Here is a 25,800-nt window from a genome sequence, read left to right on the forward strand (position 1 = left end):
CGTACCCTGCGCCGCCTTAGTTATGGAGTTCCTTGTGACTGTTACCTCAGCCTCCACGTCCTTTGTTGACCGGCACGTCGGTGCCCGCCGGCAGTCCGACGTCGACGCCATGTTGAAGGCTGTCGGCTACGACACCGTCGACGCGCTGGTGGACACTGCCGTCCCGAAAGACATCCGGCAGGACTCGCCGCTGGCACTTACCGAAGCCCTCAGCGAAGTCGAGGTCCTGGCGGAGCTGCGTAAGCTGGCGTCGAAGAACAAGACCGCCGTGCAGATGATCGGCCAGGGCTACTACGACACCGTTACCCCCGCCGTGATCCGCCGCAATATCCTCGAGGCACCGGCCTGGTACACCGCCTACACGCCGTACCAGCCGGAAATCTCACAGGGCCGGCTCGAGGCGCTGCTGAACTTCCAGACCATGGTCCAGGACCTGGTGGGCCTGCCGGTAGCCAACGCCTCGCTGCTGGACGAAGCCACCGCCGTCGCCGAGGCCGTGCTGATGATGCGCCGCGCCAACAAGAACAAGTCCGCGCACGACGGCAAGACCGTACTCGACGCCGACTGCCTCCCGCAGACCATCGCTATCGTCAAGGGCCGCGCCGAAGCCCTCGGCTTCGAGGTCGAGGTCGCTGACCTGTCCAAGGGCCTGCCCGAAGGGGCGATCAACGGCGTCGTGCTCCAGCAGCCGGGCGTGTCCGGCCGCGTGTTCGACCACTCCGCCGTAATCGCCGAGGCCAAGGAGCGCGGCGCGCTCGTCACGGTCGCCGCTGACCTGCTGGCCCTGACCCTGATCACCCCTCCGGGTGAGCAGGGCGCCGACATCGCCGTCGGCTCCACCCAGCGCTTCGGTGTGCCGCTGTTCTTCGGCGGCCCGCACGCCGCGTACATGGCCGTGGCCAAGGGCCTGGAACGCTCCATGCCGGGCCGGCTCGTCGGTGTTTCCAAGGACAACGCCGGGGTCCCCGCCTACCGCCTCGCCCTGCAGACCCGCGAGCAGCACATCCGCCGCGAGAAGGCGACCTCGAACATCTGCACCGCGCAGGCGCTGCTGGCCATCGTGTCCTCGTTCTACGCCGTCTACCACGGCCCGGACGGGCTCAAGGCCATCGCCGAGACCACGCACAGCCACGCGAAGACCATCGCTGCCTCCCTGCAGGCCGCCGGACTCAAGGTGCTGCACACGTCGTTCTTCGATACCGTGACTGTTTCCGTGCCGGGCAAGGCCGCGGACATCATCGCAGCGGCGGAAGCCAAGGGCATCAACCTGCGCTCCATCGACGCCGACACGGTGGGGATCTCCGCCGATGAAGCCACGACGGCGGCTATCGTCGCCGACGTCGTTGCCGCCTTTGGTGCCACGGTCGTTGATTCCGTGGAAGGCTTCGCGCTGGACGCCGCCGTCGAACGCACGTCCGACTACCTGCAGCACCCGGTCTTCAACACGCACCGCTCCGAAACCCAGCTGCTGCGCTACATCCGCCGGCTCTCGGACCGCGACCTCGCGCTGGACCGCACCATGATCCCGCTGGGCTCCTGCACCATGAAGCTGAACGCCACGGCCGAGATGGAATCCATGTCCTGGCCGGAGTTCGCCTCCATCCACCCGTTCGCCCCGGACTCCCAGACGGCGGGCTGGCGGGAACTGATCGAGGACCTCGAAGCGCAGCTGACCGAGATCACCGGCTACGACCAGGTCTCCATCCAGCCCAACGCCGGCTCCCAGGGCGAGCTCGCCGGACTGCTCGCCATCCGCGGCTACCACCACTCCCGCGGCGAAGCCCAGCGCAACGTCTGCCTGATCCCGGCCTCGGCGCACGGCACCAACGCGGCCTCCGCGGTCCTGGCCGGCATGAAGGTTGTCGTCGTGGCCACGGCCAGCGACGGCACCATCGACCACGCGGATCTGCAGGCCAAGATTGAGCAGCACAAGGATTCGCTGTCGGCCATCATGATCACCTACCCCTCGACGCACGGCGTCTACGACGCCGACGTCCGCGACGTGTGCGACTCGGTGCACGCCGCCGGCGGCCAGGTCTACGTTGACGGCGCGAACCTCAATGCCCTCGTCGGCCTGGCGCAGCCGGGCCAGTTCGGCGGCGACGTCTCGCACCTGAACCTGCACAAGACGTTCTGCATCCCGCACGGCGGCGGCGGACCCGGCGTCGGCCCGGTCGCAGCGAAGGCGCACCTGGCCCCGTTCATGCCGGGCAACGCGGCAGACCCGGCCAACGGCGCCGGCGGCACCCCGATCTCGGCGTCCCGTTACGGCTCCGCCGGCGTGCTGCCGATTTCCTGGGCGTACGTGAAGCTCATGGGCGGCGAGGGCCTGACCGAGGCCACCAAGTCCGCGCTGCTTGCGGCCAACTACGTCGCGGCCCGGCTGAACGACTCCTTCCCGGTCCTCTACACCGGCGAAGGCGGCCTCGTCGCACACGAATGCATTCTGGATCTGCGCGACCTGACCGCCAAGACCGGTGTGACCGCTGAAGATGTTGCCAAGCGCCTCATCGACTACGGCTTCCACGCCCCGACCCTGGCGTTCCCGGTCGCCGGCACCCTGATGGTCGAGCCCACGGAGTCCGAGGACCTGGCCGAGATCGACCGCTTCATCGAGGCGATGATCACCATCCGCCAGGAAATCGACCAGGTCGCGGCCGGCGACTTCACCCTGGCCGAATCGCCGCTGCGGAACGCACCGCACACCGCTGCCGCCGTCGTGAACTCCGACTGGACCCGCGATTACAGCCGCGAACAGGCCGTCTTCCCGGTCCACCACCTCAAGCAGGACAAGTACTTCCCGCCCGTGGGCCGGATCGACGGCGCCGCCGGTGACCGCAACCTAATCTGCTCCTGCCCGCCGCTTTCCGAGTTCGAAAACTAAGGATCCCGACATGACTGAGAAGTTCACCGCGCTTTACGAAGAGCACAAGAAACTCGGAGCCTCCTTCACCGACTTCGGCGGCTGGCAGATGCCGCTGAAGTACTCCTCCGAGCTGGCCGAACACCACGCCGTCCGCAACGCTGCCGGCCTGTTCGACCTCTCCCACATGGGCGAAGTCTGGGTCACCGGCCCGGACGCGGCAGCCTTCCTGGACTATGCCCTGGCCGGCAAGATCTCCGCGATGGCCGTCGGCAAGGCAAAGTACTCGCTGATCTGCAACGAGGACGGCGGCATCATCGACGACCTCATCACCTACCGCCGCCCCGCCGGCGCCGACGGCACCGACACCTTTTTGGTGGTGCCCAACGCCGGCAACGCCAAGGTCGTGGCCGCAGCGCTGGCCGAACGCGCCGGTTCCGGCCAGGAAGGCGGGTTCGACGTCACCGTCCGCGACGCCTCGGACGAGACCTCGCTGATCGCGGTCCAGGGACCGGCGGCCGAAGCCATCCTGCTCCGCCTGGTTCCTGCTGCCCAGCATGAGCTGGTCACCGGACTGAAGTACTACGCCGCCGTCGAGGTCCCCTTCCTGATCGGCGGCGCCAGCCACGAGCTGCTGCTGGCCCGCACCGGCTACACCGGCGAAGACGGCTTCGAGATCTTCGTCGCCAACGACGACGCCGTCGCCCTGTGGCAGGCCCTCGTCGCCATCGCGGACGACGGCGAGCTGACGCCGGCCGGCCTCGCATCGCGCGATTCACTGCGGCTCGAAGCCGGCATGCCGCTCTACGGGAACGAGCTGTCGCTGGAGCGTTCCCCGTTCGACGCCGGCCTGGGTCCGGTCGTGGCGCTCAAGTCCAAGGAAGGCGACTTCGTGGGCCGTTCAGCCCTCGAGGCTGCCAAGGAGGCCGGCTCCAAGCGCAAGCTCGTCGGGCTGAAGGGCCTCGGGCGCCGGGCGGGCCGCGGCGGCTACCCTGTTCTGAAGGACGGTGCCACCGTCGGCGAGGTGACCTCCGGTCAGCCCTCACCGACGCTGGGCTACCCTGTCGCGCTGGCCTACGTCGACGTGGAGTTCACCGAGCCCGGCACGAAACTGGACATCGATCTGCGCGGCAAGGCCGAGCCGTTCGAAGTTGTCGCCCTGCCGTTCTACAAACGCCAAAAGTAACCCGGCCCGGCGCCCGTCGCCGGCCCCCGCATCTTTCATCACCCACACTTTAAGGAAAAATCACATGGCAAAAGTTGCCGCTGAACTTCAGTACTCCGCCGAGCACGAATGGGTTGCCCGGGACTCCGGCGACGCCGGATCAAACTTGGTCTCCATCGGCATCTCGGCTGTCGCCACGGATGCCCTGGGCGACATCGTCTACGTCGACCTGCCCGAGGTCGGCTCGACGGTGACCGCCGGGGAAACCTGCGGCGAGGTGGAGTCGACGAAGTCCGTTTCGGATCTGTACTCGCCCGTCACCGGCGAGGTCACCGAGATCAACGACGCCGTGGTTGCTGATCCGGCGTTGATCAACTCCGATCCGTACGGCGCGGGCTGGCTGTTCAAGGTCGCCGCCGATTCGGAGGGACCGCTGCTGTCCGCTGAGGAATACGCGTCCACGAACGGCGGCGAGCTGTGAGCGGCGCAGCCACCGGGACGCAGGCCGGGTTCGAGCAGGTCGTTTCGGCGTCCCTGGACGTCGACCTCTCGGCACTGGATCCGGAGATCGCGGAGCGGATCGACGCCGAGCTGGGCCGCCAGCGCGACGGCCTGGAGATGATCGCCTCGGAAAACCACACCGCGAAGGCCGTCATGCAGGCCCAGGGCTCGGTGCTGACCAACAAGTATGCCGAGGGCTACCCGGGCAAGCGCTACTACGGCGGCTGCGAGCATGTGGACGTGATCGAGCAGCTCGCGATCGACCGGGTGAAGGCACTCTTCGGCGCCGGGTTCGCCAACGTGCAGCCGCACTCCGGCGCACAGGCAAACGCGTCGGTGATGCACGCCCTGATCAAGCCCGGAGACACGATCATGGGCCTGAACCTGGCCCACGGCGGGCACCTGACCCACGGGATGCGGATCAATTTCTCCGGCAAGCTCTACAACGTGGTTCCGTACGGGGTCCGCGAGGACACCCACACGGTGGACATGGCCGAGGTCGAGCGCCTCGCCCAGGAACACAAGCCGGCCCTGATCGTCGCGGGTTGGTCCGCGTACGCCCGGCAGCTGGACTTCGCCGAGTTCCGCCGCATCGCCGACTCCGTTGGGGCCTACCTGATGGTGGACATGGCGCACTTCGCCGGCCTGGTCGCCGCCGGGCTGCACCCCTCCCCGGTCCCGCACGCCCACGTCGTGACCTCCACCACGCACAAGACCCTCGCCGGTCCGCGCGGCGGCATCATCCTCTCGAACGACGCCGATATTGCCAAGAAGATCAACTCGGCGGTGTTCCCGGGGCAGCAGGGCGGCCCGCTCGAACACGTCATCGCCGGGAAGGCGGTCGCGTTCAAGATCGCGGCCTCGCCCGAGTTCGCCGAACGCCAGGAGCGGGTGCTGGCCGGTGCCCGGATCCTCGCGGACCGTCTGGCGGAGCCGGACGTCACGGCCAAGGGGATCTCCGTGGTTTCCGGCGGCACCGACGTGCACCTGGTCCTCGTGGACCTGCGCAACTGTGAGCTGAACGGCCAGGAAGCAGAGGACCGGCTCGCTGCGATCGACATCACCGTCAACCGCAATGCCGTCCCGTTCGACCCGCGGCCGCCGATGGTCACCTCGGGACTGCGGATCGGCACCCCGGCCCTGGCCACCCGCGGTTTCGGTGAGGCAGCGTTCGCCGAGGTCGCGGACATCATCGCCGAAGCCCTGACCGCCGACGCCGGCGCGGACCTCTCCGGGCTCCGGTCCCGGGTCCAGGCCCTCGCCGCCGCCCACCCGCTCTACCCGTCGGTCGCCAACCTGGCCTAATTGGCCTTCGTCGCCCAACCGTCAGGTGTGGCTGGCTCCGGGGCCGGCGGACCGGACTTTTCACGCGTGCTCGCTCGTTCCTCGCTTAGACGCACGCTTTCGAAAAGCCCGGCTCCGCCGCCCCTCGAGGGCCGCTCACCGGAGCGGGCGATTGAGGACCAGGCGTCCCATCGCGCCATCCAAGAAGTGTTTAGTTAGGATTAAGTAATGGCTGTTGGCGTCTTTGATCTTTTTTCCATCGGGATCGGACCTTCGAGTTCGCACACGGTCGGTCCGATGCGGGCCGCGGCCGTGTTCGCCGAGGAACTCACCGCGTCCGGGGACCTGGAGAAGGTCGCTGGCCTGCGGGTGGATCTGTACGGCTCGCTCGCCGCGACCGGGCATGGCCACGGCACCATGACCGCGATCCTGCTCGGGCTGGAGGGCTTCCACCCGGAGAAGATCCTGCCGGCAGAGGTCGAAGAGCGGCTGGCGGCCATCGCCGAGACGCACACCCTGCAGCTGGCCGGTTCCGTGCCGCTGCCCTACGGGGTACAGGACATGGTGCTGCGGCCCCTGACGATCCTGCCCCGCCACACCAACGGCATGACCTTCACCGTGTCCGACGCCGACGGCGGTGTCCTGCACCAGGCCACCTTCTTCTCCGTGGGCGGCGGTTTCATCGTCCGGGAGGGCGAGGAGGACGCCGCGCAGCAGGAACTGGACGAATCCAAGCAGGAACTGCCGCTGCCGTTCCGGACCGCCGCGGAGCTCCTGGTGCACTGCCAGTCCCAGGGACTGTCCGTCAGCGACGTCATGCGGATCAACGAAGAAGAGAGCCGTACACCGGAAGAGATCCGGGCGGGGCTGCTGCACATCTACGCCGTGATGGAAGAGTGCGTGGCCGTCAGCCTCCAGCGTGAAGGGCTGCTGCCCGGCGGCCTGAAGGTCCGCCGTCGGGCCCCTGACTGGCATGAGCGGCTGCTGAAGGAAACCATCGGCGAGGACCCCGACTACCTTGACCCGAAATACTGGCAGGAATGGGTCAACCTGATCGCCCTGGCCGTGAACGAGGAGAACGCCTCCGGCGGACGCGTGGTCACCGCACCCACCAACGGCGCCGCCGGGATCATCCCCGCAGTGCTCTTCTACGCCCTGCACTTCGCCCCCGGCATGGACAAAGCAACCCAGGAAGACCGCGACGAGGTAGTGGTCAAGTTCCTGTTGGCCGCCGGCGCCGTGGGCGTGCTCTACAAGGAGCAGGCGTCCATCTCCGGCGCCGAGGTCGGCTGCCAGGGCGAGGTCGGCTCGGCGTCGTCGATGGCGGCCGCCGGGCTGGCCGAGGTGATGGGCGGGACCCCGCAACAGGTCGAGAACGCGGCCGAGATCGCGATGGAACACAACCTGGGCCTGACCTGCGACCCGATCGGCGGTCTCGTGCAGATCCCCTGCATCGAACGCAACGCCATCGCCGCGGCCAAAGCCATCAACGCCGCCAAGATGGCCCTCTGGGGCGACGGTTCACACCGGGTCTCCCTCGACGAAGTCATCATCACGATGCGCGAAACCGGTAAAGACATGTCCTCCAAATACAAGGAAACCGCGATGGGCGGCCTCGCCGTCAACGTGGTCGAGTGCTGACCGGGTCCTAGTTGTTCAACGCCGCCCACAGGTTCAGCGATGCGGCGAACACGATCCAGGACAGGTACGGCAGCATGAGCAGGCCCGCCGTCCGGCTGATCGGGCCGAAACGCAGCACCGTCGCCCCGACCGCCACCGCCAGGGCCACGATGATCACGAAGCCGAGCCAGAGCGCGGCGGTGCCCAGCGCCGGGAACAGGCCAAAGAACACCGGGGACCACAGCAGGTTCAACCCCAGCTGGAGGGCGTACGCGGTCATGGCACCGCGCCAGCCGGGCGCCCGGCTGCGCCAGACCAGCCAGGCCGCGACGGCCATCGCCAGGTAAAGGAACGTCCACACCGGCCCGAAGACCCAGTTCGGCGGCGACCACGGAGCCTTGTCCGCGGCGGAGTACCAGCCGCCGACGTTAGCGGCGGTGGCCAGCCCACCCAGCACGGCCACCAGGACCGACGCGCCCAGCAGGACAAGCAACCCCAGGACCTCCCGGCCCGGGTTGCCAGCACCGCCCAGACGCACTGAGGGGCGGGCAGCGGAGGGTTCAGGCTGGGCTTGCATACCTCCAGCCTAGCCAGCGCGCGGACCGCCGGCCGCACCACCGCGCGGAACGTCCGCCGTCGGCCGATAGACTTGGGGCTGCATGCCAGCATGCCGCCGAAGCTCGTCCGCGAAGATTGGATACCGCACCCTTGCGAGAATTCACCGCCCGCTTTGCCTCCGCCGAAGAGGTCGCCGACTGGGACGCCCACGTCACCGCGAACCCCAACGGCGGGAACCTCTTGCAGTCCGAGGCGTTCGCCGCGGTGAAACAAAACTTCGGCTGGAAACCGCTGCACCTGGTGTACGAGGCATCCGACTACACGAGCTACAACCTGGTCCTGGAGAAATCGTTCCCCCTCCTGGGCAAGCTCTGGTATCTGATCAAGGGCCCCGACGTTGCTTCCGTGCAGGACATCCCCGGTATCGCGGCGGCCAACGCCGACTTCGTCAAACGCGCCCGGCTCGGGGTATTCGCGATCAAGATCGAGCCGGACATCGTCCTGTCCGACGACGCCCGGCAAGTCATCGAGGGCGCCGGGCTGGTCAAGACCCACAACCTGCAGCCGAACGACTCGACCGCGCTGCTGGACATCTCGCCGGACGAAAACCAGCTGCTCCGGAACCTGCATTCGCGCGGCCGCAACGCGGTCCGCCGTGCCATCCGGGAGGGCGTCGAGGTCCAGAACGCCGAACCGACGGAAGAGAACTTCCGGGCCATGTATGCGTTGATGACCACCACGGTCGAGGCCAAGTCCCAGGTCCGGGTGCGCGAGTACGAGTACTACCGCCAGTTCTGGTCCAACTTCCTGGCCCGCGGCCAGGGACGGCTGCTGTTCGTCTACGAAAACGGTGTGCCCTCGGTCGGCGCGTTTGTGATCAACTACGGCCGGAAGGGTACCTACAAGGACGGCGGTTCCCTGCAGAAGCGCGGCCAGTACGGCGATTCGCACCTGGTGCAGTGGACGGCCATGAACCAGCTCAAGGAACTGGGCTGCACCGAGTACGACCTGTGTGGCACGCCGCCCAGCGACCAGCTGAAGGACACGTCCAACCCGTTCCACGGCCTGGGCCTGTTCAAGACCAGTTTCAGCAAGACCGTCACGGACTTCGTGGGCTGCTACGACCAGGTCCTTAGCCCGTTGAAGTACAAGCTGTGGATGGCCGCCGGGGAACGCGCCGCACGCCAGCTGTACACGCGGCGCACCGGCCAGCAGTTCTACTAAGACGTCCGCCAGCTCAACCGAGGAGGCCGGGAATGACCAAACCACCCGACGGCCGCCGCAAGCCGCCCACCGACGGCCTGCCCCGGACCGAACCCCTGTCGCCCACGCAGGTGCGCCAAAACGTCGCCGCAAAACGCATGCTCCGCCGGCTGGTCCAGGGCGAGAACCCGCCGACGGCGCCGCTTAGCATCGTGGACCGGCTTGCGGGGAGCCCGTACGCCAACCCGATGATCCAGGTCGGCGGCGTGGATACCTCCGCGCGGAAAACCATCGACTTCGCCCTGAAGCTGGCTGAATCCATGTTCCGCTACGGGGCCGGTGCGCTGGAAGTGGAAACCAGCATCATCGCCATCACCGCCGCGCTCGGGCTGAAAAACATCGAGGTGGATATCACCAACCAGTCGGTCGCGATCAACTACGCGCCGAGGGACCAGACCCCCATTTCACTGCTTCGGGTGGTGCGGTCCTGGACCAACAATTATGCGGGCCTTGCGCAGGTCCATCAGCTGGTCACAGACATCGTGGCCGGGGGAATGGGACGTGAGGAAGCGGCCCGCCGGCTGCATGAGATCACGCGCAGCTCCAAGCCGTTTCCGCGCTGGATGGTCACGGTGGCGTTCGGGGTCTTCTCCGCGGTCTTCGTCGGTGTGCTCGGCGGCGGCGTCGCGGCGTCCCTCGTCGCGTTCCTCTCCAACCTGCTGATCAGCCTGCTGGCCCGGCAGCTGGGCCGCTGGCGCACGCCCGACTTCTTCATCACCGCGTCCTGTTCCTTCGTGGTGACGTTGATTGCGCTGCTGCTCTGGCGCTTCGGCAGCCCGGCGGGAATCCAGATCGCCCCCGCCATCGTCGTGGTCGGCGGCATCCTGCTGCTCCTGCCCACGGGACGGCTGGTGTCGTCGGTGCAGGATGCCATCAACGGGTTCCCGGTGACGGCTGCCGGCCGCTTCCTGTCCACCATGCTCACCTTCGGTGCCCTGGTCTCCGGCATCGCTGTCGCCTTTGTCGTCGGCTCGATGACCGGGATGCAGGCCATCGACGTCACCGAAACATTCCCACCAAAGTATCCTTTGGGTGTCCTGGTCGGCCTGGTCGCCGTTGCCGTCGTCGCGATCGGCGTCACGGAGCAGACCTCACCCAAGTTGCTGCTGCCGACGGCGGCGGTCGGCGTGGTCGGGCATCTGGTGCTGATCGGTGGCACCGCCGTCGGCATCGGTCCGCGCTTTGCCCCTGCCCTGGCCGCGGTGGTCATCGGGCTGCTGGCACGGGTCGTGGCGTTGCGGATGGGTGCCCCGCAGCTGGTGGTTGCGGTGCCGGCGGCACTGATTCTGCTGCCTGGCCTCACTATATTCCGGTCAATGTATGTTTTGACGATAGAGGAGTCGGAGATCCTGGTGGGTGCCGGCGGGATGCTCAACGCTGCGGCCATTGTGCTGGGTGTCGCGGCCGGCATCGTCCTTGGCGACACGTTGGCCCGGCCGCTCACGCGCAGCCTGGCCAGCAACGAGCGGCGCCGGGCCAGGCGTCGCTAGCGTCGCTCATGGCTAGCGGCGGGCCCGGCAGCGTCCAGCCCGGCAGCGGCCGGCGAAGAACCTGAGCTAGATCTTGCCGATGGGGAGCTTCTTTTCGGCCTGGAAGTCGTCCTCCACCCGGCCCTGCGCCCAGTAGCCGGAGAGCGACACCTGCCGGCGCTCCAGGCCGCGTTCGGCGAAGAACACCTCCCGCAGGCCCTTCATCGAGCCGCGCTCCCCGTGCGCGAAGACCTGCACCCGGCCGGCGGGCCAGTCGGCAGCCCGGACCGCGTCCACCAGCAGCCCGGCGCCGCCCGCCGGGGCGCCCCCGCGCCGGAGCCAGCGCAGTTCGAGGCCCGCAGGCGCGTTCAGGGCCAGGATGTCGGCGTCGCCGTCGACCTCCAGGAAGGCGAGGCCGCGGGCGTGACTGGGCAGGGTTTCGATGGCTGCGCTGATCGCCGGAAGGGCGGACTCGTCGCCGGCGAACAAGTGCCAGTCCGCCTCGGGGTCAGGGTTGTACCCGCCCCCCGGGCCGGTGAAGATGAGCTGGTCGCCGGCCTGCGCGGCGTCTGCCCACGGCCCGGCGAGACCCTCGTCGCCGTGGATCACGAAGTCGATGGCGAGTTCGGCCGCCGCTTCATCGACCCAGCGCACCGTGTAGGTGCGGGTATGCGGCCACTGTTCGCGCGGCATTGTTTCCCGGATGACAGTTAGGTCCAGGGGCTCCGGATAGGCCACCCCGGGCTGCGGGAAGACGAGTTTGACGTAACGGTCCACGTAGCCGTTGTTGACGTAGCGGGCGAACCCGGGACCGCCCGCCACGATCCGGACCATATGCGGCGAGAGCTGCTCGCGGCGCAGGACCGTGAGGTTGGTCTGGGGCCGGGCAGGCCGGTCGGGCGCGCTGGCGGCGGGGACTGAAGTCATGCGGCTAAGCCTAGCCAAGATCCGGCTCACGGCACCGCCGGCAACTCCCAGTCCACGGTTCCGCCGCCCTGGCCGGCGAGCAGCTCATTGGCACGGCTGAAGGGCCGGGAACCGAAAAAGCCGCGTGCGGCCGAGAGCGGACTCGGATGCGCGCTGATGATCACCGCTGTGGAGCCCAGCAGGGGCAGCACTCCGGCGGCGTCCTTGCCCCAGAGGACCGCCACCAGCGGCACCGGTCCGGTGCCGTCCCGCCGGCCCGCGACCGCCCGGATAGCCGCCGCCGTGACGGCTTCCCAGCCCCGGGTGCGATGCGACCCGGCGGCGCCGGCGCGGACGCTGAGCACCCTGTTCAGCAGCAGAACCCCCTGCTCCGACCAGCTGCCGAGGTCACCGTGCACGCGTGCCGGGATGCCCAGGTCCGCCTGGAGTTCCTTGTAAATATTGGCGAGGCTGCGCGGAATGGGCCGGGTGCGGCCATCCACCGCGAAGGACAGCCCGACGGCGTGCCCCGGCGTCGGGTAGGGGTCCTGCCCGACGATAAGCACCCGCACTGCCGCGAGCGGCTGCCGGAACGCCCGCAGCAGCTTCGAGGGAGCCGGCAGCACCTCGTACCCGGCCGCCTCCTCAGCGGCAAGAAACTCCAGCACCGCGCGGAGTTGCGGCTCCACCGGAACCAGCGCCGCGGCCCAGTCCGGGGCCACCAGGTCTTCCAGCGGCAGCCGCGCCAGGTCGGAAAAGCGCAGCGTTTCGGCGGGAGCGAGTTCGAAGAGCGCCTCGGGATCAGACGGAGTAGACACCGTCACATTGTTGCAGTTCCGGGGACTGCCCGGCCGGGCGCCCAAATGACAAGGTTGTTATTCACCCGTAACATGTGTGGAGACCGATCGGACCGAGCCCAGGAGTGTGTCGTGGCGGAAGCAGCACCGGAATACCGTCCGGGGGACCAAGCCGGACCGGCGCCGGCCTCCGCGGGCTCCGCGCTGAGCGACCGGGAGCAGCAAATGCTCGCCTTGGAGCGGCAGTGGTGGAAGTACGCCGGCGCCAAGGAACAGGCCATCCGCGAGCTCTTCGATTTGTCGGCGACGCACTACTATCAGATCCTCAACGCCCTGATCGACACCGAAGCCGCGCTGGCGCACGATCCTATGCTGGTCAAGCGATTGCGTAGACTACGTACGTCACGCCAACGTGCCCGCACCGCACGGCGCCTCGGATCCGACGCCTAACACGCGGAAATCCGGCCCGATCCGCGGAAACAGTCGGGTGCTCGGGGCGGGCCACCAGCCACACATCAGCAAGGACGTCGTTTTACCATGACCAAGTACGCTCGGGATGAATTCGATCGGGTCCCGGAGACCTCCACCCGCCAGGGTGTCCACCGGACGGTCTCCGCGCCGCGGGCCCGCCGCCTCGCTCCCATTCTTTCGGTGGGCGCCGTGGCTCTCGTGATCGGGCTGGTCGCCTTTCTGCTCCTGCCCAAGCTGGGGTTCGGGCCGGCCGGAGGCTCGACGATGACCGCCGACCAGGCGAGCAACAACGCCGCGGCCTCGGCAGCGGCGACAAGCCCGGCCGCGAGCCCCGCCCCCTCCGCCGGCGGCGATTCAACCGCCAGCGCCGCCCCCGCCGCACCCGCTCCCTCGAATGCGCCGTCGGCAACGCCGAGCGCTGCGGTGGACAAGACACAGCAGGTGGCCGTGTACAACGGCACGACGACCGCGGGACTGGCGGGCCGGGTAGGCTCAATCGTTACGTCGGCCGGGTGGGTGGCGGGCCCCCTCGGCAACTGGGGCGGCCCTCCGCAGCAGTCGTCGGCGGTCTTCTACAACGGGCCGGCGCAGAAAGCGAACGCCGAAGCGCTGGGTTCCCTGCTCGGGATCGGCACCCTCGTCGATTCGGCGGAGTTCGCCACCCCGCTGGCCGTCGTGCTGGGACCCGACTACAGGTAAGCTCCGGCCGCGCGCGCCACGGTTACGCCTGCATAACGTTCCGTCCGGACCGGGGCCGCAGCCGGCGCCCGGCCGCGGTGCTGTGCTTACAGTGGCTGCGGACTCGTTGCACAACCGCGGCGCACACTGACGTGAGCCGCCCGGAAGCTAGCTGGAAGCGTGGAAAACATGGCACTGGGGACCGTCAAATGGTTCAACGCTGAGAAGGGCTACGGCTTCATCACCGTCGACAGCTCGGGTGATGACGTCTTTGTCCACTGGTCCGCCATCGCCGGCGAGGGCTACCGTGCCCTCGCCGAGGGACAGCGGGTCGAGCTGGAAATCGGCGAGGGCGAAAAGGGCCCGCAGGCCGAGAGCGTCCGGCCAGCCTAGTGGCGCGTAGTGCTGCCGACCCTGCCGTGAGAAAAGCCGGCCGCCCGAACGGCGGCCACCGGCTCGGCGTTGCCGCGGCCGCCGGGATCGCGGCTGTGCTCGTCCTGGCTGCCTGCACGGGTCCTGCCGGCAACGCCCGGCTCTCCGACGTGGAGGCGAGCGGCGACGGGACGCTGCGCATCGGCCTCATCCTGGACAACACCGGCAAGCAGGGCTTCCTGAACGCCGCCCAGCTGGCGGCGGCACGGCTCGCGGTCAAGGACATCAACGCTGCCGGCGGCCACAAGGGCAAGCCCGTCGAACTACTCCCGGAGTCGGTCGGCACGGATACCAAGGCGCAGGCCAGGGACCTGGTGGCGGCGAAGGCGGACGTCGTGATCGGACCCACCGACTCCAGCCGCGCCGCAGACGCTATCGACGTGCTGGCGGGAGCCCGGATCCCCATCATTTCCCCGGCCAACACGGCGCCGGGCCTGAGCCACTACAAGAGCGGCGGGTACTACTTCCGCACCATCGCCGCCGACGTGGCGCAGGCGCCGGTACTCGTCAAACTGGCCAAAGACGGCGGCGCCAAGACCATCGCCGTCGTGCACGAGGAGGGCAGTTACGGCAAGGAGGTTTCCGTTGCCGTCGCCCAGGCCGCAACGGCCGCCGGCGTGGGTACCTCCCTCGACGCCGAATTCCAGCCCGGCCACGCCCAAAAGGCGGCGGCTGCGGCCACGGCCGCAGCACCGGACGCCGTCGTGCTGGTGGCCCGCGAAGGGGCGCAGGGCGCGATCGCCGAACTGAACAACGCAGGGTTGGCGGGCAAAAAGCTCATCCTCAGCGACGGTGCCGTGAACCAGTATGGCTCCGGCCTGGGCTCCAGGGCGCTGGACGGCGCCCGCGGTGTCCTTCCCGGCACGTTTCCCTCGGCGTACTTCCAGGCCGAACTGGTCGCCGTCGACCCGGGCCTGAAGGATATGACGTTTGCGGCCGAGACGTACGACGCCGTCAACCTCGCCGCCCTTGCTGCCGCCGCCGCGGAGGACGACGCCGGGACCTCCATCGCGGCCCGGCTCATCGCCGTCTCCGGCGGCACCGCCGGTGCCGCGGGCGGCGCATCCGGTGAGGCGGCGCCGTGCAAGAGCTACCAGGACTGTGTGACGGCGCTGCGCGCCGGGAAACGACCCGATTACGACGGACAGTCAGGTCCCATCGGTTTCGACCGGAACGGCGACATCACCGCTGCGGCCTACATGGTCTACAGCTACGGCGCGGACAACACCGCCAAGATCACCGGCGCCGAAACGGCCCACAGCGCCGGCAGCTGATCGCTGACAGCGAAGGGCAGCCCCCAGGGGCGGTCCCGCGGACAAACACTGCTTGCACTCTCCCCGGGGGAGTGCTAATTATTGAGTTAGCACTCCCGCGCATTGACTGCTAATGCGACGCCCGGTTCGGCCGCGGCACGCAACGGCGGGCATGCCGGGAGCGAAGAAACACCTGGCTGGGGTGAGGTCCCCGTTCGGCGGCGTACAGAGGCTGCCGAACTGGAACCGTCCGTCGCGGGCACCACAACCAAGGTTCATTCTTAACGACTGTCCCGAAAGGACTACTGCCGTTATGGCCAAGATCATTGCATTTGATGAAGAGGCACGCCGCGGTCTTGAGCGGGGCCTGAACATCCTCGCCGACGCCGTCAAGGTCACCCTCGGCCCGCGTGGACGCAACGTTGTCCTCGAAAAGAAGTGGGGCGCCCCCACGATCACCAACGATGGTGTGTCCATCGCCAAGGAGATCGAGCTGGACGACCCGTACGAGAAGATCGGCGCCGAGCTGGTCAAGGAAGTTGCCAAGAAGACGGACGACGTCGCCGGCGACGGTACCACCACCGCCACCGTGCTGGCCCAGGCCCTGGTCAAGGAAGGCCTGCGCAACGTCGCGGCCGGCGCTGACCCGCTGTCCCTCAAGCGCGGCATCGAGAAGGCCGTCGAAGCGGTCACCCGCGAACTCCTGGCCTCCGCCAAGGAAATCGAAACCAAGGAAGAGATCGCCGCCACCGCGTCCATCTCCGCCGGGGACAACGAAATTGGCGCCCTGATTGCCGAAGCCCTGGACAAGGTCGGCAAGGAAGGCGTCATCACCGTCGAGGAGTCCAACACCTTCGGCCTCGAGCTGGAGCTCACCGAGGGTATGCGCTTCGACAAGGGCTACATCTCGGCCTACTTCGTCACCGACGCAGAGCGCCAGGAAACGGTCCTCGAGGACCCGTACATCCTGATCGTCAACTCCAAGATCTCCAACGTCAAGGAACTGGTTGCTGTCCTCGAAAAGGTCATGCAGTCGAACAAGCCGCTGCTGATCATCGCCGAGGACATCGAGGGCGAGGCCCTGGCCACCCTGATCGTCAACAAGATCCGCGGCACCTTCAAGTCCGTCGCCGTCAAGGCCCCGGGCTTCGGTGACCGCCGCAAGGCCCAGCTGGCCGACATCGCCATCCTCACCGGCGGCCAGGTCATCTCCGAGGAAGTCGGCCTCAAGCTTGAGACTGCCGGCCTCGAACTGCTGGGCAAGGCCCGCAAGGTCGTTGTCACCAAGGACGAGACCACCATCGTCGAAGGCGCCGGCGACGCTGACCAGATCGCCGGCCGCGTGTCCCAGATCCGTGCCGAGATCGAGAACTCCGATTCGGACTACGACCGCGAGAAGCTGCAGGAGCGCCTGGCCAAGCTGGCCGGCGGCGTTGCAGTCATCAAGGCCGGTGCCGCGACCGAGGTTGAGCTCAAGGAACGCAAGCACCGCATTGAGGACGCCGTCCGCAACGCGAAGGCTGCTGTCGAAGAAGGCATCGTCGCCGGCGGTGGCGTGGCCCTGATCCAGGCCGGCGCCAAGGCGTTCGCCAACCTGCAGCTCGAAGGTGACGAAGCAACCGGTGCGAACATCGTCCGCGTTGCCATCGACGCCCCGCTGAAGCAGATTGCCTTCAACGCCGGCATGGAGCCGGGCGTTGTGGTCGACAAGGTCCGCGGCCTGCCCGCCGGCCACGGCCTGAACGCTGCAACGGGCGAGTACGTCGACCTGCTGGCAGCGGGCGTCAACGACCCGGTCAAGGTGACGCGCTCCGCCCTGCAGAACGCGGCCTCCATCGCCGGCCTGTTCCTGACCACCGAGGCCGTCGTGGCCGACAAGCCCGAGAAGGCCGGTGCCCCGATGGGCGGCGGCGACGACATGGGCGGCATGGGCGGCATGGGCGGTTTCTAACCACCCGGCCACCCGGCCCTCACGAGCCGGCCGGCAGGGGTTCATCCCCGGTACGGCAAGGTACGACGGCGGCGGTCCCACCTCTGGTGGGGCCGCCGCCGGCGTTAAGCCGCCGGCGCACCCGGGCCGCGGTGTCTGGCAGGATGGTGCAGTGACGATTACTGCAGCGGCCGACGGTTCGGCCTTAGGAAATCCCGGTCCGGCCGGGTGGGCCTGGTACGTGAACGACCGATGCTGGCGGGCCGGGGGATGGCCGCACGGAACCAACAACCAGGGCGAACTGATGGCGGTGCTGGACCTCTTCCGGGCCACGGCGCACCTTCCCGAGGAGGACCTGCACATTCTGTGCGACAGCCAGTACGTCATCAACTCGGTCACCAAGTGGATGCCGGGCTGGAAGCGGAAGGGCTGGCGGAAGTCGGACGGCAAACCCGTGCTCAACGTCGAGCTGCTCAAGGAGATCGACCAGGCGCTCAGCGGGCGCAGGTACACCTTCGAATGGGTCCGCGGGCACGCCGGCCACGAGCTGAATGAAGCGGCAGACGAACGCGCCAGGGCCGCCGCCGGCGCCTACCAGCAGGGCGTCGCCCCCCGGCAGGGCCCCGGCTTCGTGCGCGCCGGAGACGCCGCCCCCGCCAGTGCGCCTGCCCCCGCCACCGTGCCGGGCGGGTCCCGGCAGGAACCCTCCGCCGCGCAACCCCTCGCCGCACAGCCCGCCGCCGCACAGCCCTCCGGCGCGCCCCGGGGTGCGGCCGCACCGACCCTGTTTGGCTCGTCCGGCGGCGACGGCGAACCTGACCTGTTCAGCGAACTCTTGGACGAGCCCGGCGTTGCCGACCCGGGGCTGGACCCCGAGTCGATCGTGGAGTCTTTGGAGCGGGAGCTGCTGCTGCCCGAAACCCGCGCGGACGTGGGACGGACGGGTGTCCTGCTGCACCCAGGGTTCACCGAAATCGGCAGCTCGGGGCGGCTCTGGACCCGCGACGAGACGATGATGGCGCTGGCGGACGATCCCGGTCGCCGGACCGACTTCGAACTCCTGGCAGCCGAGCGCCTCAGTGAAGGTTCCGTCCTGCTGACCTACCGCAGCCATGCCCTAACCGGGACGGTGCTGCGCAGTTCGCTTTGGGTCCTTGACGGCGCACAGTGGCGGCTACGGTTCCATCAGGGCACCCCGGAGGCCTAGCCCCGCTGCAGGGGCGGGCTCGCGCGCCGTCGCAGCATCCCCGCCGGAGCGCACAATGGCAGGATCCCAACCGGAGTGCCCTGCTTCCGACGCCCGATGGTCCGCGGCAGCTAGCTGAATCGCTGGGCATTGTTCAGCTCGGTCTGGGCGTAATTGGCAGCCGCCGAGTTGAGGGCGAGATTGATCGAGGCGAGGGAGGCCTCGACTTTTCCCTGGGTCAGCGCCCACTCGGCCAGCAGGGCCTGAAAGTTGGTGGCGGCCGAACCACGCCAGCTGCCCTGGAGCTCGTCCAGTCCGCGCCGCATGGCCTGCACGTCGGTGCTGATCCGTTCCACGGTGGCGCGGACACTGGCGGACTTGAGTTGAAGCTGTTCGGTGTCGACGGAAATGATGCTCATGGGGCGGCCTTTCGGAGCTGACGGCGTGCCGGGGATCCGGACTCTCCGGACCGCTTCGAGCCTAGGCAGCCGGCCAGCCGGGCCCCAGCGGGCAGGCGCTGTATGTGGAAAACCGCTAGACGCGCGGCGCGCCGCCCCGGGCGACGTGGTTGGCTGCCGCCTGCTCCGCCGCAGGGCCGGCCTGTTCCGGGGCCGCCTCGCCGGGGGCCGCCTGTTCCGGAACCGCCTCGCCGGTGTCCGCCACTGGCTCCCCTTCGGCCAGGAACGGCAGACTGACCACCAGGGTGGCCCCGCCGCCGTCGGTCTGCTGGAGCCGCACGGTGCCCGCATGCGAGCCGACGATGGCAGCCACGATCGCCAGGCCCAGGCCGCTGCCGCCGGTTTCCCGGGTGCGGGAGGTGTCCGCGCGGTAGAAGCGCTCAAAGATCCGGGTTGCCTCATCCTCGGGCACACCCGGCCCGTGGTCCCGCACTTCGACTACGGAGCGGAGTGCGCCGGACTCATCGCTCCGCACCCCGACGGCAAGCTCGATCGGGCTGCCGTCCGGCGTGTACCGCAGCGCGTTGCCGACCAGGTTGCCGATGACCTGGCGCAGCTTCGCCTCGTCGCCCATCACCGGCGCGGGGGCCGCCGCCGCGGTGTCGAGACCGCATAGCGAAACTACCCTGCTACGGTCGCCGGCCCGGGTGTCCACCACTGCGTCGTGGGCCAGCAGCAGCAGATCCACGGGCCGGCGCTCCAGCGGGCGCTGCTCGTCGATCCGGGCCAGCAGCAGCAGGTCCTCCACCATGGCCCCCATCCGCTGCGCCTCACTCTCAATCCGCCCCATGGCGGTGGCCACATCCTCGGGGGTGGCGAGGGCACCGTGCCGGTACAGCTCGGAGAAACCGCGAATGGTGACCAGCGGCGTGCGGAGTTCGTGGGACGCGTCCGCGGCGAAGCGGCGCATCCTGGCCTCGGAGGCCATCCTCGCGGCGAAGGCAGACTCGATGTGCGCCAGCATGGCGTTCAGCGACCGGCTCAGCCGGCCGACCTCGGTGTCGGGGTTTTCGACCTCGACGCGCCGGGACAGGTCGCCCGCGGCGATGGCGGCTGCGGTCTTTTCCACGCGTGCCAGCGGCCGGAACGAGCGGGTCACGGTCCAGGTGGCGATGAAGAAGGCCAGCACCAGGGTCAACAGCCCCACACCGACCACGACGAGGGTGGCGTGTTCCACTACAGCGTCCACGGGGTAGAGCGGCAGGCCGATCACCACGACCAGGTCGTGCCGGTTGCTGTCCACGACGTTGACCGCCACTACCCGCCAGTTCCGTCCGTCGGTGCCGCGGACCTGGAATGGAACCTCGCCGCGGGCGCGCGCCTCGTCCGGGCTGATGCTGCTGATTGCCGGGCGGGAGGTCTTGCTGCCGCCAAAGACAATGGCCGGCTGGCCGGGACCGAACAGGGTCAGCGAATAGTCGGTCGGGACGTTCGGGCTCTGCTCCTGCAGTTGGCTGAACGACTGCTGCTGGTGGGCGGTTTCGACGGCGGCCTTCAGCTTGTCGTCAACCTGGCCCTGGAGGTAGCTGTGCACCAGCGCGAGCGTTCCGGCGCCCGTGGCGGTGAGGGCCACGAGCATCAACGCCATCATGATGGCGACCAGTTGCGACCGGAGCGACGCCGCCTTCCAACGTTTGAGCAAGGGTCAGCGCTTTTCGGCCGTCCGCAGCACGTAGCCGACGCCCCGCTTGGTCTGGATCAGGGCGGGGGCCTCGGGGTCGATGTCGACCTTGCGCCGGAGGTAGGAGATGTAGGACTCCACGATCGAGGCGTCGCCGTTGAAGTCGTACTCCCAGACGTGGTCCAGGATCTGGGCTTTGGAGAGGACCCGGTTCGGGTTGAGCATCAGGTAGCGCAACAGCTTGAACTCGGTGGGGGACAGTTCGATCACGGTGCCGCCGCGGCGCACCTCGTGGGCGTCGTCGTCGAGCTGAAGGTCATCGACCCGGATGACGGCGTCATCATCATGCAGGGGCTGGGTGCGGCGCAGTACGGCGCGGATACGGGCCACCACCTCGTCGAGGCTGAACGGTTTGGTGACGTAGTCGTCGCCGCCGACCGTGAGGCCAGTGACCTTGTCCTCGGTGTCGTCCTTGGCGGTCAGGAACAGCACCGGGAAATGCTTGCCCGCCGCGCGCAGCCGGCGGGTGACGGTGAACCCGTCCATATCCGGCAGCATGACGTCCAGGACGGCGAGGTCCGGGGCGTGCAGTTCGGCGGCCGCGAGGGCGTCGCGCCCGGTGCCGGCCGACACCACCTCGAACCCGGCGAAGCGCAGCGAGGTAGAGAGCAGCTCGCGGATGTTGGGTTCATCATCAACGACAAGCAGCTTGGCTTCGGGACCGTTCTTTTTCATGATTCCCATCATGCTCCCAGACACTGGGTGTTTTCTGGGAGGCGGATGTGTGTTTCGTGGGGGCCAGCTAGCCGGTGGCGCCCACGTCCTTCGCGTCCATGATCCGGTAGGCGTAGCCCTGCTCGGCGAGGAAGCGCTGGCGTTTCGCGGCGAAGTCCTGGTCCAGGGTGTCCCGGGCCACGAGCGAGTAGAAACGGGCAGCCCGGCCGTCCTGCTTGGGCCGCAGCAGCCGTCCCAGCCGTTGCGCTTCCTCCTGGCGCGAGCCGAAGGAGCCGGAGACCTGGATCGCCACCGAGGCTTCGGGCAGGTCGATGGAGAAGTTGGCGACCTTGGACACGACAAGGGTCTGCATCTCGCCGGCGCGGAACGCGTCGAACAGCCGCTGGCGTTCCTTGACCGAGGTGTCACCCTTGATCACCGGCGCCTGCAGGCGCTCGCCGATCTCGTCCAGCTGGTCGATGTACTGTCCGATCACCAGCAACTGTTCGCCGGCGTGTTCGGCTACCAGCCGCTCCACGATTCCGGTCTTGGTTTCGGAGGTGGCGCAGAGCCGGTATTTGTCCGCGTCCTCGGCCATCGCGTAGGCCACCCGTTCGTCCCGCGGCAGGTCCACCCGGACCTCCACGCAGTCGGCCGGGGCGATGTACCCCTGCGCCTCGATGTCCTTCCAGGGCGCGTCGTAGCGCTTGGGCCCGATCAGGCTGAAAACCTCGCCCTCGCGGCCGTCCTCGCGGACCAGGGTGGCGGTCAGGCCCAGCCGGCGGCGGGCCTGCAGGTCCGCGGTCATCCGGAAGATCGGGGCCGGCAGCAGGTGCACCTCGTCGTAGATGATCAGGCCCCAGTCGTTGCCGTCCACCAGCTCCAGGTGCGGGTACAGGCCGCCGCGCTTGGTGGTGAGCACCTGGTAGGTGGCGATCGTCACCGGGCGGACTTCCTTGACCGAGCCGGAGTATTCGCCGATCTCCTCGGCCGTCAGCGAGGTCCGCTTGAGCAGCTCGTCCTTCCACTGCCGCGCGGACACCGTGTTGGTCACCAGGATCAGCGTGGTGGTGGAACTGGTGGCCATCGCGGCGGCGCCCACCAGGGTCTTGCCGGCGCCGCAGGGGAGGACGACGACGCCGCTGCCGCCGGCCCAGAAGTTCTCGGTCGCCAGCTGCTGGTAGGGCCGGAGCTTCCAGCCCGTTTCGTTGAGCATGATCGGGTGCGGGGTGCCGTCGACGTAGCCGGCGAAGTCTTCCGCGGGCCAGCCGATCTTCAACAGCAGCTGCTTGAGCTGGCCGCGCTGGGAGGAATGCACGACGACGGTTTCGGCGTCGATCCGCGGCCCCAGCAGCGGGGCGATCTTCTTGGCCCGGCTGACCTCTTCGAGCACGGGGTAGTCGGAGGTGCGCATGACCAGCCCGTGCTGCGGGTCCTTCTCCAGCCGCAGCCGGCCGTAGCGGGACATGGTCTCCTCCACGTCGATCAGCAGCGAGTGCGGAACGGGGAACCGGGAGTACTTCAGCAGCGTATCGAGCACCTGCTCGGCGTCGAGGCCGGCGGCCCGGGCGTTCCACAGTCCCAGCGGCGTCAGGCGGTAGCTGTGGATGTGTTCCGGGGCGCGCTCCAGTTCGGCGAACGCCGCGATCGCGTGGCGCGCCTCGGTGGCCAGCTCATGGTCCACTTCGAGCAGGATGGTTTTGTCGCTCTGGACGATCAGCGGTCCGTCACTCACTGGAGCAGTTCCTCCGTGGCCTCAACATCAATAATCCGGTGGATGGACAGGACGCGTTCGGTTTCCTTCGCCGGGTCAAACACCCGGACCCGGCCCCCTGTCACAGCCACCGGAACAACGGTTTCGCGGCTGGCATTCCCGAGGCTGTCCACCACGTTCATCACCACCCGCTGCTTGAGCCGGATGGCCTTCTGCAAGGTCTCCAGGCCCAGCTGCGTGGCGGCCTCGCCGCCCGCCGGCGCCGCGGTGCCGGTCGCTGCGGTGCCGGCGGGTGCGCCGGCCGGTCCCTTGCCATCGCGCAACACCGCGAGCTGCGCGTCGACGTCGGCGTCCGCCGGTGCGCTGCGCGGGGCGCTGTAGACGGGCCGCGCGGTTCCCGGCGCCGGGATGCCGCGCCGCAGCCGGACGACGGCGGAGCCGGACTCCTCCAGCGCCGGGGACAGGCCGAGGCCGCGCAGCACCTGGGCGGCCTCGCGCGGGGCCGCAGCCGAGACCAGGACTGTGGGGGCGAGCCGGACCAGGTTCAGGCCCGAAGCGGCGGCGGTGTTGAGCAGTTCCAGCAGGGCGGTCTCATCTTCGCTCTGGATGAAGCTCGCCGCCGGTCCCACCCGCAGCCGGGCATGCCGCGCAGCCGTGTCCTCGATCAGGTACTCCAGGGGCTGCGGCACGGCGGTGGCCGAATGCTCCCGCAGGAACTCCAGCAGGGTTCGGGCATCGTGGCCGGCGTCCAGCGCGCGGCGGACCGACGCGACGGAGAAGCGGTAGATGGTGGCGGGCCCCTGGCCCTCGGCATCCGCCATGGCGAGGAGTTTTTCGCTCAGCTCCGGGTCCAGGTAGCCGGGGGCGACGGCGGTCAGGTCCGCCTGCAGCAGCACGTGGTTCAGCGCGGCCGGCAGGTGTTCGCCCAGGATGGCGAGGGCCTCGTCGGGCTGCTCCAGGGCAATCGCTGCCCCGATCTGGCTCAGGGCGCCGGAGCCGACCAGCCCCAGCATCTCGGCTTCGGCAAGGACGCCGCGGATCAGCGAACTGAACCGCCGGGCCATCCGCGGCTGCGCCCAGTCGGCGCGCTCCAGCACGGCACCGGCGTCCAGCACCGGGGCCTCACCGTCACCCGCGCCGGCCTCCCGGGTGAGTTCGGCCAGGATTTCCAGGATGCGTTTCCGCACCACCGGGGCGTCCGGCCGCTGGGCTTCGGCGGAGAGGGCGTTGATGGCGGTGCCGGCCAGGCCCCGGTGCGGCTGGGCCGTCGGGACCCCGTTCACCGGCTGCCCCACCAGGGACGGGACCCGTTCGCTGGCCAGCCAGGCATTGACCAGCCACAGCCACTGTTCCTGCCGGGGCAGTGCAGGCCACTCCAACTGCGGCGCCGGAACCCAGGCGGAGCTGTCCACATCGAGCCGGAGCAGCCCGGCGAGGCCACAGAGCTCGGCGAGCACACCGGCGTCGGGCAGACCGATCCGCAGCGCGTCCGCGAGCCGCTTCATTTCGCGCACGCCCACACCGCCGCTGCGCAAGGTGACCAGCGGCTGCTCCCCGACGGTGTGGAGCAGTTCGCCCACCAGCCTCAGCGTCTCGGCGATGGCCCCGAGGGCCGCGTTGCGGCGCAGCGACGCGCTGGTCGTGCCCAACCGCGGTACCGGCGGGGTCAGCGCGAAATGCTCGATGACGAAGCCGCCGCGGAGCGCAAGCCCCACGCTGTGCGGAAGCTCCACATGGGCGGCATCCAGCGGGACGAGGAGCCCGCGGGCCAGCAGCCAGTCGACCGGGCCGACGTCCGGGCCTTCGTGCAGCACGGAAGCCCGCCGTTGTGCCTGCGGGACGGCGCCCATGGCCCAGTTGCCGAACCGGGCGAGCAGCGCCGCCGTACGGTCCGGTGCCGACGCCAGCAGCCGCTGCAACGCCTCCGGCGAGGCGGTCCAGTGCTGCAGGGACAGCGCCGCCTCCATCGGGGTGGCGGCAGCGGCGATGTCGGCGCCGCCTTCACGCAGCTCGCCGACCAGCTGCACGACGCGCTGCGCGAAGGCAGGCTGCAGCCGGACGAGTTCGGTGTAGCTGCGTCCCAGCCCCGCGGGGTAGATGCCGACGACGTCCTTGAGGCTGCCCACCGGAAGGTAGTGCCGCTGGCGTCCTGCGGCCGCGCCGGCGCCATGTGGGGGGTCCGCCCGGTGCACCAGGGCCAGCTCCTGGAGGGAGTGGAGCAGCCGTTCCAGCGCGGTGAGGGTGGCGCCGTTGATCAGCCGCTTCAGCGTTGCGGCCGAGGCGCTGTGCCCCGTGTCGGTATTCGTGCACAAGTGCAGTGTCTCGAGGACCTGCATTTCGGGGCGGTTAAGCCGTTCCAGCGCGCGCTGCACGCTCACACGGCCGCTGGCCCGGGCGGCGAGGGCGGCAAAGTCGGGCACCGGCGGGGCTATCAGATCCGGCCGGGCAGCGAAGAGGGCCCGCAACGAGTCGTCGCTGCGGGCCTGCAGTTCCTTGCTCAGCGCGCGGATAAGGGACATCAGTCCAACGTTACCGCTCGCCGTGTTCCCGCGTCCGGCGCCGGGCAGCGACGGCGCCGGCCACCAGGGCGAGCATCAGCAGGAAGGCCACCGGCAGTCCGTAGAGAGCTGTGGAGGTGATCCACGCCGGCGCCACGGAATGATTAAGGGCCATCACCATGACAACGCCGACGGCGGCAAGGGAGAGCACGGCGGCAGCGGCCGCCAGGATCAGGAGGGGCTGCCTGAAGCGCTGTGGTGTCATGCAGGCAACGCTAACAGGCGGGCTCTGCCCCGCGCCTCAAACCGCCAAATTAGCCAAGGCAGGATAACCTTGGAGGAACAGACCATCACGGTCCGGGCAGTCACTCCCTGAACCCGCATAACCATGCGGATGCGGTGACCGTCGGCCGCGTCCC

22 protein-coding genes are annotated in these 25,800 nt (G+C 68.9%); 13 read left to right on the plus strand and 9 right to left on the minus strand.

All coding sequences use genetic code 11. The features are described 5' to 3' along the window. The first annotated feature begins 34 nt into the window (after window positions 1-34). The 5 genes from gcvP (at window position 35) to AC3ANP_RS09030 (ending at window position 7,454) form a co-directional block, all read left to right on the plus strand. Entirely contained in the window at window positions 35-2,884 is a 2,850-nt protein-coding gene (gene gcvP, locus AC3ANP_RS09010; protein WP_488332967.1) for an aminomethyl-transferring glycine dehydrogenase, read from the plus strand. A gap of 10 nt (window positions 2,885-2,894) precedes the next feature. After that, on the plus strand, window positions 2,895-4,049 hold the full coding sequence (gene gcvT, locus AC3ANP_RS09015; RefSeq protein WP_488329855.1) for a glycine cleavage system aminomethyltransferase GcvT: 1,155 nt from the start codon (window positions 2,895-2,897) through the stop codon (window positions 4,047-4,049). A 64-nt stretch (window positions 4,050-4,113) separates the two neighbouring features. Continuing rightward, window positions 4,114-4,509 (plus strand): glycine cleavage system protein GcvH, encoded by a 396-nt coding sequence (gcvH, locus tag AC3ANP_RS09020; RefSeq protein ID WP_488329856.1) that lies wholly within the window; start codon window positions 4,114-4,116, stop codon window positions 4,507-4,509. Then, entirely contained in the window at window positions 4,506-5,834 is a 1,329-nt protein-coding gene (glyA, locus tag AC3ANP_RS09025) for a serine hydroxymethyltransferase (RefSeq protein ID WP_488329857.1), read from the plus strand. Before gcvH ends, glyA begins: the two co-directional genes overlap by 4 nt. 207 nt (window positions 5,835-6,041) lie before the next feature. Further along, on the plus strand, window positions 6,042-7,454 hold the full coding sequence (locus tag AC3ANP_RS09030) for an L-serine ammonia-lyase (protein WP_488329858.1): 1,413 nt from the start codon (window positions 6,042-6,044) through the stop codon (window positions 7,452-7,454). 7 nt (window positions 7,455-7,461) lie between these two features. Here AC3ANP_RS09030 and AC3ANP_RS09035 read toward each other — a convergent pair whose 3' ends face one another. Next, window positions 7,462-8,010 carry a TspO/MBR family protein gene (locus tag AC3ANP_RS09035; protein WP_488329859.1) on the minus strand — a complete coding sequence of 183 codons (549 nt, stop codon included), beginning with the start codon at window positions 8,008-8,010 and terminating at the stop codon, window positions 7,462-7,464. A 131-nt stretch (window positions 8,011-8,141) separates the two neighbouring features. Here AC3ANP_RS09035 and AC3ANP_RS09040 point away from each other — a divergent pair, with 131 nt between their 5' ends. Next, window positions 8,142-9,215 carry a lipid II:glycine glycyltransferase FemX gene (locus tag AC3ANP_RS09040; protein ID WP_488329860.1) on the plus strand — a complete coding sequence of 358 codons (1,074 nt, stop codon included), beginning with the start codon at window positions 8,142-8,144 and terminating at the stop codon, window positions 9,213-9,215. A gap of 32 nt (window positions 9,216-9,247) precedes the next feature. Beyond that, window positions 9,248-10,744 (plus strand): threonine/serine exporter family protein, encoded by a 1,497-nt coding sequence (locus AC3ANP_RS09045; RefSeq protein ID WP_488329861.1) that lies wholly within the window; start codon window positions 9,248-9,250, stop codon window positions 10,742-10,744. Window positions 10,745-10,810: 66 nt separating this feature from the next. Here the strand turns inward: AC3ANP_RS09045 and AC3ANP_RS09050 are convergent, their stop codons facing one another. Together AC3ANP_RS09050 and AC3ANP_RS09055 are read right to left on the minus strand one after the other, a co-directional pair. Continuing rightward, complete coding sequence (locus AC3ANP_RS09050) at window positions 10,811-11,650, minus strand: siderophore-interacting protein (RefSeq protein WP_488329862.1); 840 nt, start codon at window positions 11,648-11,650, stop codon at window positions 10,811-10,813. Window positions 11,651-11,676: 26 nt separating this feature from the next. Continuing rightward, a complete protein-coding gene (locus tag AC3ANP_RS09055) occupies window positions 11,677-12,447 on the minus strand; it encodes a uracil-DNA glycosylase (protein ID WP_488329863.1) in 771 nt (256 codons plus the stop codon). Between the two features lie 111 nt (window positions 12,448-12,558). Between AC3ANP_RS09055 and AC3ANP_RS09060 the strand changes: the two genes are divergently transcribed. The 6 genes from AC3ANP_RS09060 (at window position 12,559) to AC3ANP_RS09085 (ending at window position 18,397) form a co-directional block, all read left to right on the plus strand. Further along, the gene (locus tag AC3ANP_RS09060) at window positions 12,559-12,876 is read left to right on the plus strand and encodes a DUF3263 domain-containing protein (protein ID WP_488329864.1); all 318 of its coding nucleotides are present in this window, start codon (window positions 12,559-12,561) and stop codon (window positions 12,874-12,876) included. A gap of 87 nt (window positions 12,877-12,963) precedes the next feature. Beyond that, window positions 12,964-13,596 (plus strand): LytR C-terminal domain-containing protein, encoded by a 633-nt coding sequence (locus tag AC3ANP_RS09065; protein WP_488329865.1) that lies wholly within the window; start codon window positions 12,964-12,966, stop codon window positions 13,594-13,596. A 168-nt stretch (window positions 13,597-13,764) separates the two neighbouring features. After that, window positions 13,765-13,968 (plus strand): cold-shock protein, encoded by a 204-nt coding sequence (locus AC3ANP_RS09070; RefSeq protein ID WP_488329866.1) that lies wholly within the window; start codon window positions 13,765-13,767, stop codon window positions 13,966-13,968. Between the two features lie 26 nt (window positions 13,969-13,994). Then, window positions 13,995-15,281: an ABC transporter substrate-binding protein gene (locus AC3ANP_RS09075; protein WP_488329867.1), complete on the plus strand. Its 1,287-nt coding sequence runs from the start codon at window positions 13,995-13,997 to the stop codon at window positions 15,279-15,281. A gap of 292 nt (window positions 15,282-15,573) precedes the next feature. Further along, entirely contained in the window at window positions 15,574-17,211 is a 1,638-nt protein-coding gene (groL, locus tag AC3ANP_RS09080) for a chaperonin GroEL (RefSeq protein WP_488329868.1), read from the plus strand. A gap of 151 nt (window positions 17,212-17,362) precedes the next feature. After that, on the plus strand, window positions 17,363-18,397 hold the full coding sequence (locus tag AC3ANP_RS09085; RefSeq protein ID WP_488329869.1) for an RNase H family protein: 1,035 nt from the start codon (window positions 17,363-17,365) through the stop codon (window positions 18,395-18,397). Window positions 18,398-18,507: 110 nt separating this feature from the next. Here AC3ANP_RS09085 and AC3ANP_RS09090 read toward each other — a convergent pair whose 3' ends face one another. The 6 genes from AC3ANP_RS09090 to AC3ANP_RS09115 form a co-directional block, all read right to left on the minus strand. Beyond that, on the minus strand, window positions 18,508-18,795 hold the full coding sequence (locus tag AC3ANP_RS09090) for a WXG100 family type VII secretion target (protein WP_488329870.1): 288 nt from the start codon (window positions 18,793-18,795) through the stop codon (window positions 18,508-18,510). A gap of 115 nt (window positions 18,796-18,910) precedes the next feature. After that, window positions 18,911-20,476, minus strand: a complete 1,566-nt coding sequence (locus AC3ANP_RS09095) for a sensor histidine kinase (RefSeq protein WP_488329871.1) — start codon at window positions 20,474-20,476, stop codon at window positions 18,911-18,913. A 3-nt stretch (window positions 20,477-20,479) separates the two neighbouring features. Beyond that, window positions 20,480-21,190, minus strand: coding sequence for a response regulator transcription factor (locus tag AC3ANP_RS09100; protein WP_488329872.1), 711 nt, complete (start codon window positions 21,188-21,190; stop codon window positions 20,480-20,482). Between the two features lie 67 nt (window positions 21,191-21,257). Next, the gene (locus tag AC3ANP_RS09105) at window positions 21,258-22,904 is read right to left on the minus strand and encodes a DNA repair helicase XPB (RefSeq protein ID WP_488329873.1); all 1,647 of its coding nucleotides are present in this window, start codon (window positions 22,902-22,904) and stop codon (window positions 21,258-21,260) included. After that, window positions 22,901-25,402, minus strand: a complete 2,502-nt coding sequence (locus AC3ANP_RS09110) for a helicase-associated domain-containing protein (protein WP_488329874.1) — start codon at window positions 25,400-25,402, stop codon at window positions 22,901-22,903. The genes AC3ANP_RS09105 and AC3ANP_RS09110 overlap by 4 nt, the downstream gene beginning before the upstream one ends. 10 nt (window positions 25,403-25,412) lie before the next feature. Then, entirely contained in the window at window positions 25,413-25,646 is a 234-nt protein-coding gene (locus AC3ANP_RS09115; protein ID WP_488329875.1) for a hypothetical protein, read from the minus strand. Between the last annotated feature and the right edge of the window lie 154 nt (window positions 25,647-25,800).

The organism is Arthrobacter sp. JB02-1C, from assembly GCF_057748045.1.

What these genes read in the sequence shown, in the direction of transcription:
- gcvT (WP_488329855.1), top strand. Translation starts at nt 2,895, where the DNA reads ATGACTGAGAAGTTCACCGCGCTTTACGAAGAGCACAAGAAACTCGGA.
- gcvH (WP_488329856.1), top strand. Translation starts at nt 4,114, where the DNA reads ATGGCAAAAGTTGCCGCTGAACTTCAGTACTCCGCCGAGCACGAATGG.
- AC3ANP_RS09030 (WP_488329858.1), top strand. Translation starts at nt 6,042, where the DNA reads ATGGCTGTTGGCGTCTTTGATCTTTTTTCCATCGGGATCGGACCTTCG.
- AC3ANP_RS09035 (WP_488329859.1), bottom strand. Translation starts at nt 8,010, where the DNA reads ATGCAAGCCCAGCCTGAACCCTCCGCTGCCCGCCCCTCAGTGCGTCTG.
- AC3ANP_RS09045 (WP_488329861.1), top strand. Translation starts at nt 9,248, where the DNA reads ATGACCAAACCACCCGACGGCCGCCGCAAGCCGCCCACCGACGGCCTG.
- AC3ANP_RS09050 (WP_488329862.1), bottom strand. Translation starts at nt 11,650, where the DNA reads ATGACTTCAGTCCCCGCCGCCAGCGCGCCCGACCGGCCTGCCCGGCCC.
- AC3ANP_RS09065 (WP_488329865.1), top strand. Translation starts at nt 12,964, where the DNA reads ATGACCAAGTACGCTCGGGATGAATTCGATCGGGTCCCGGAGACCTCC.
- AC3ANP_RS09070 (WP_488329866.1), top strand. Translation starts at nt 13,765, where the DNA reads ATGGCACTGGGGACCGTCAAATGGTTCAACGCTGAGAAGGGCTACGGC.
- groL (WP_488329868.1), top strand. Translation starts at nt 15,574, where the DNA reads ATGGCCAAGATCATTGCATTTGATGAAGAGGCACGCCGCGGTCTTGAG.
- AC3ANP_RS09090 (WP_488329870.1), bottom strand. Translation starts at nt 18,795, where the DNA reads ATGAGCATCATTTCCGTCGACACCGAACAGCTTCAACTCAAGTCCGCC.
- AC3ANP_RS09100 (WP_488329872.1), bottom strand. Translation starts at nt 21,190, where the DNA reads ATGAAAAAGAACGGTCCCGAAGCCAAGCTGCTTGTCGTTGATGATGAA.
- AC3ANP_RS09110 (WP_488329874.1), bottom strand. Translation starts at nt 25,402, where the DNA reads ATGTCCCTTATCCGCGCGCTGAGCAAGGAACTGCAGGCCCGCAGCGAC.
- AC3ANP_RS09115 (WP_488329875.1), bottom strand. Translation starts at nt 25,646, where the DNA reads ATGACACCACAGCGCTTCAGGCAGCCCCTCCTGATCCTGGCGGCCGCT.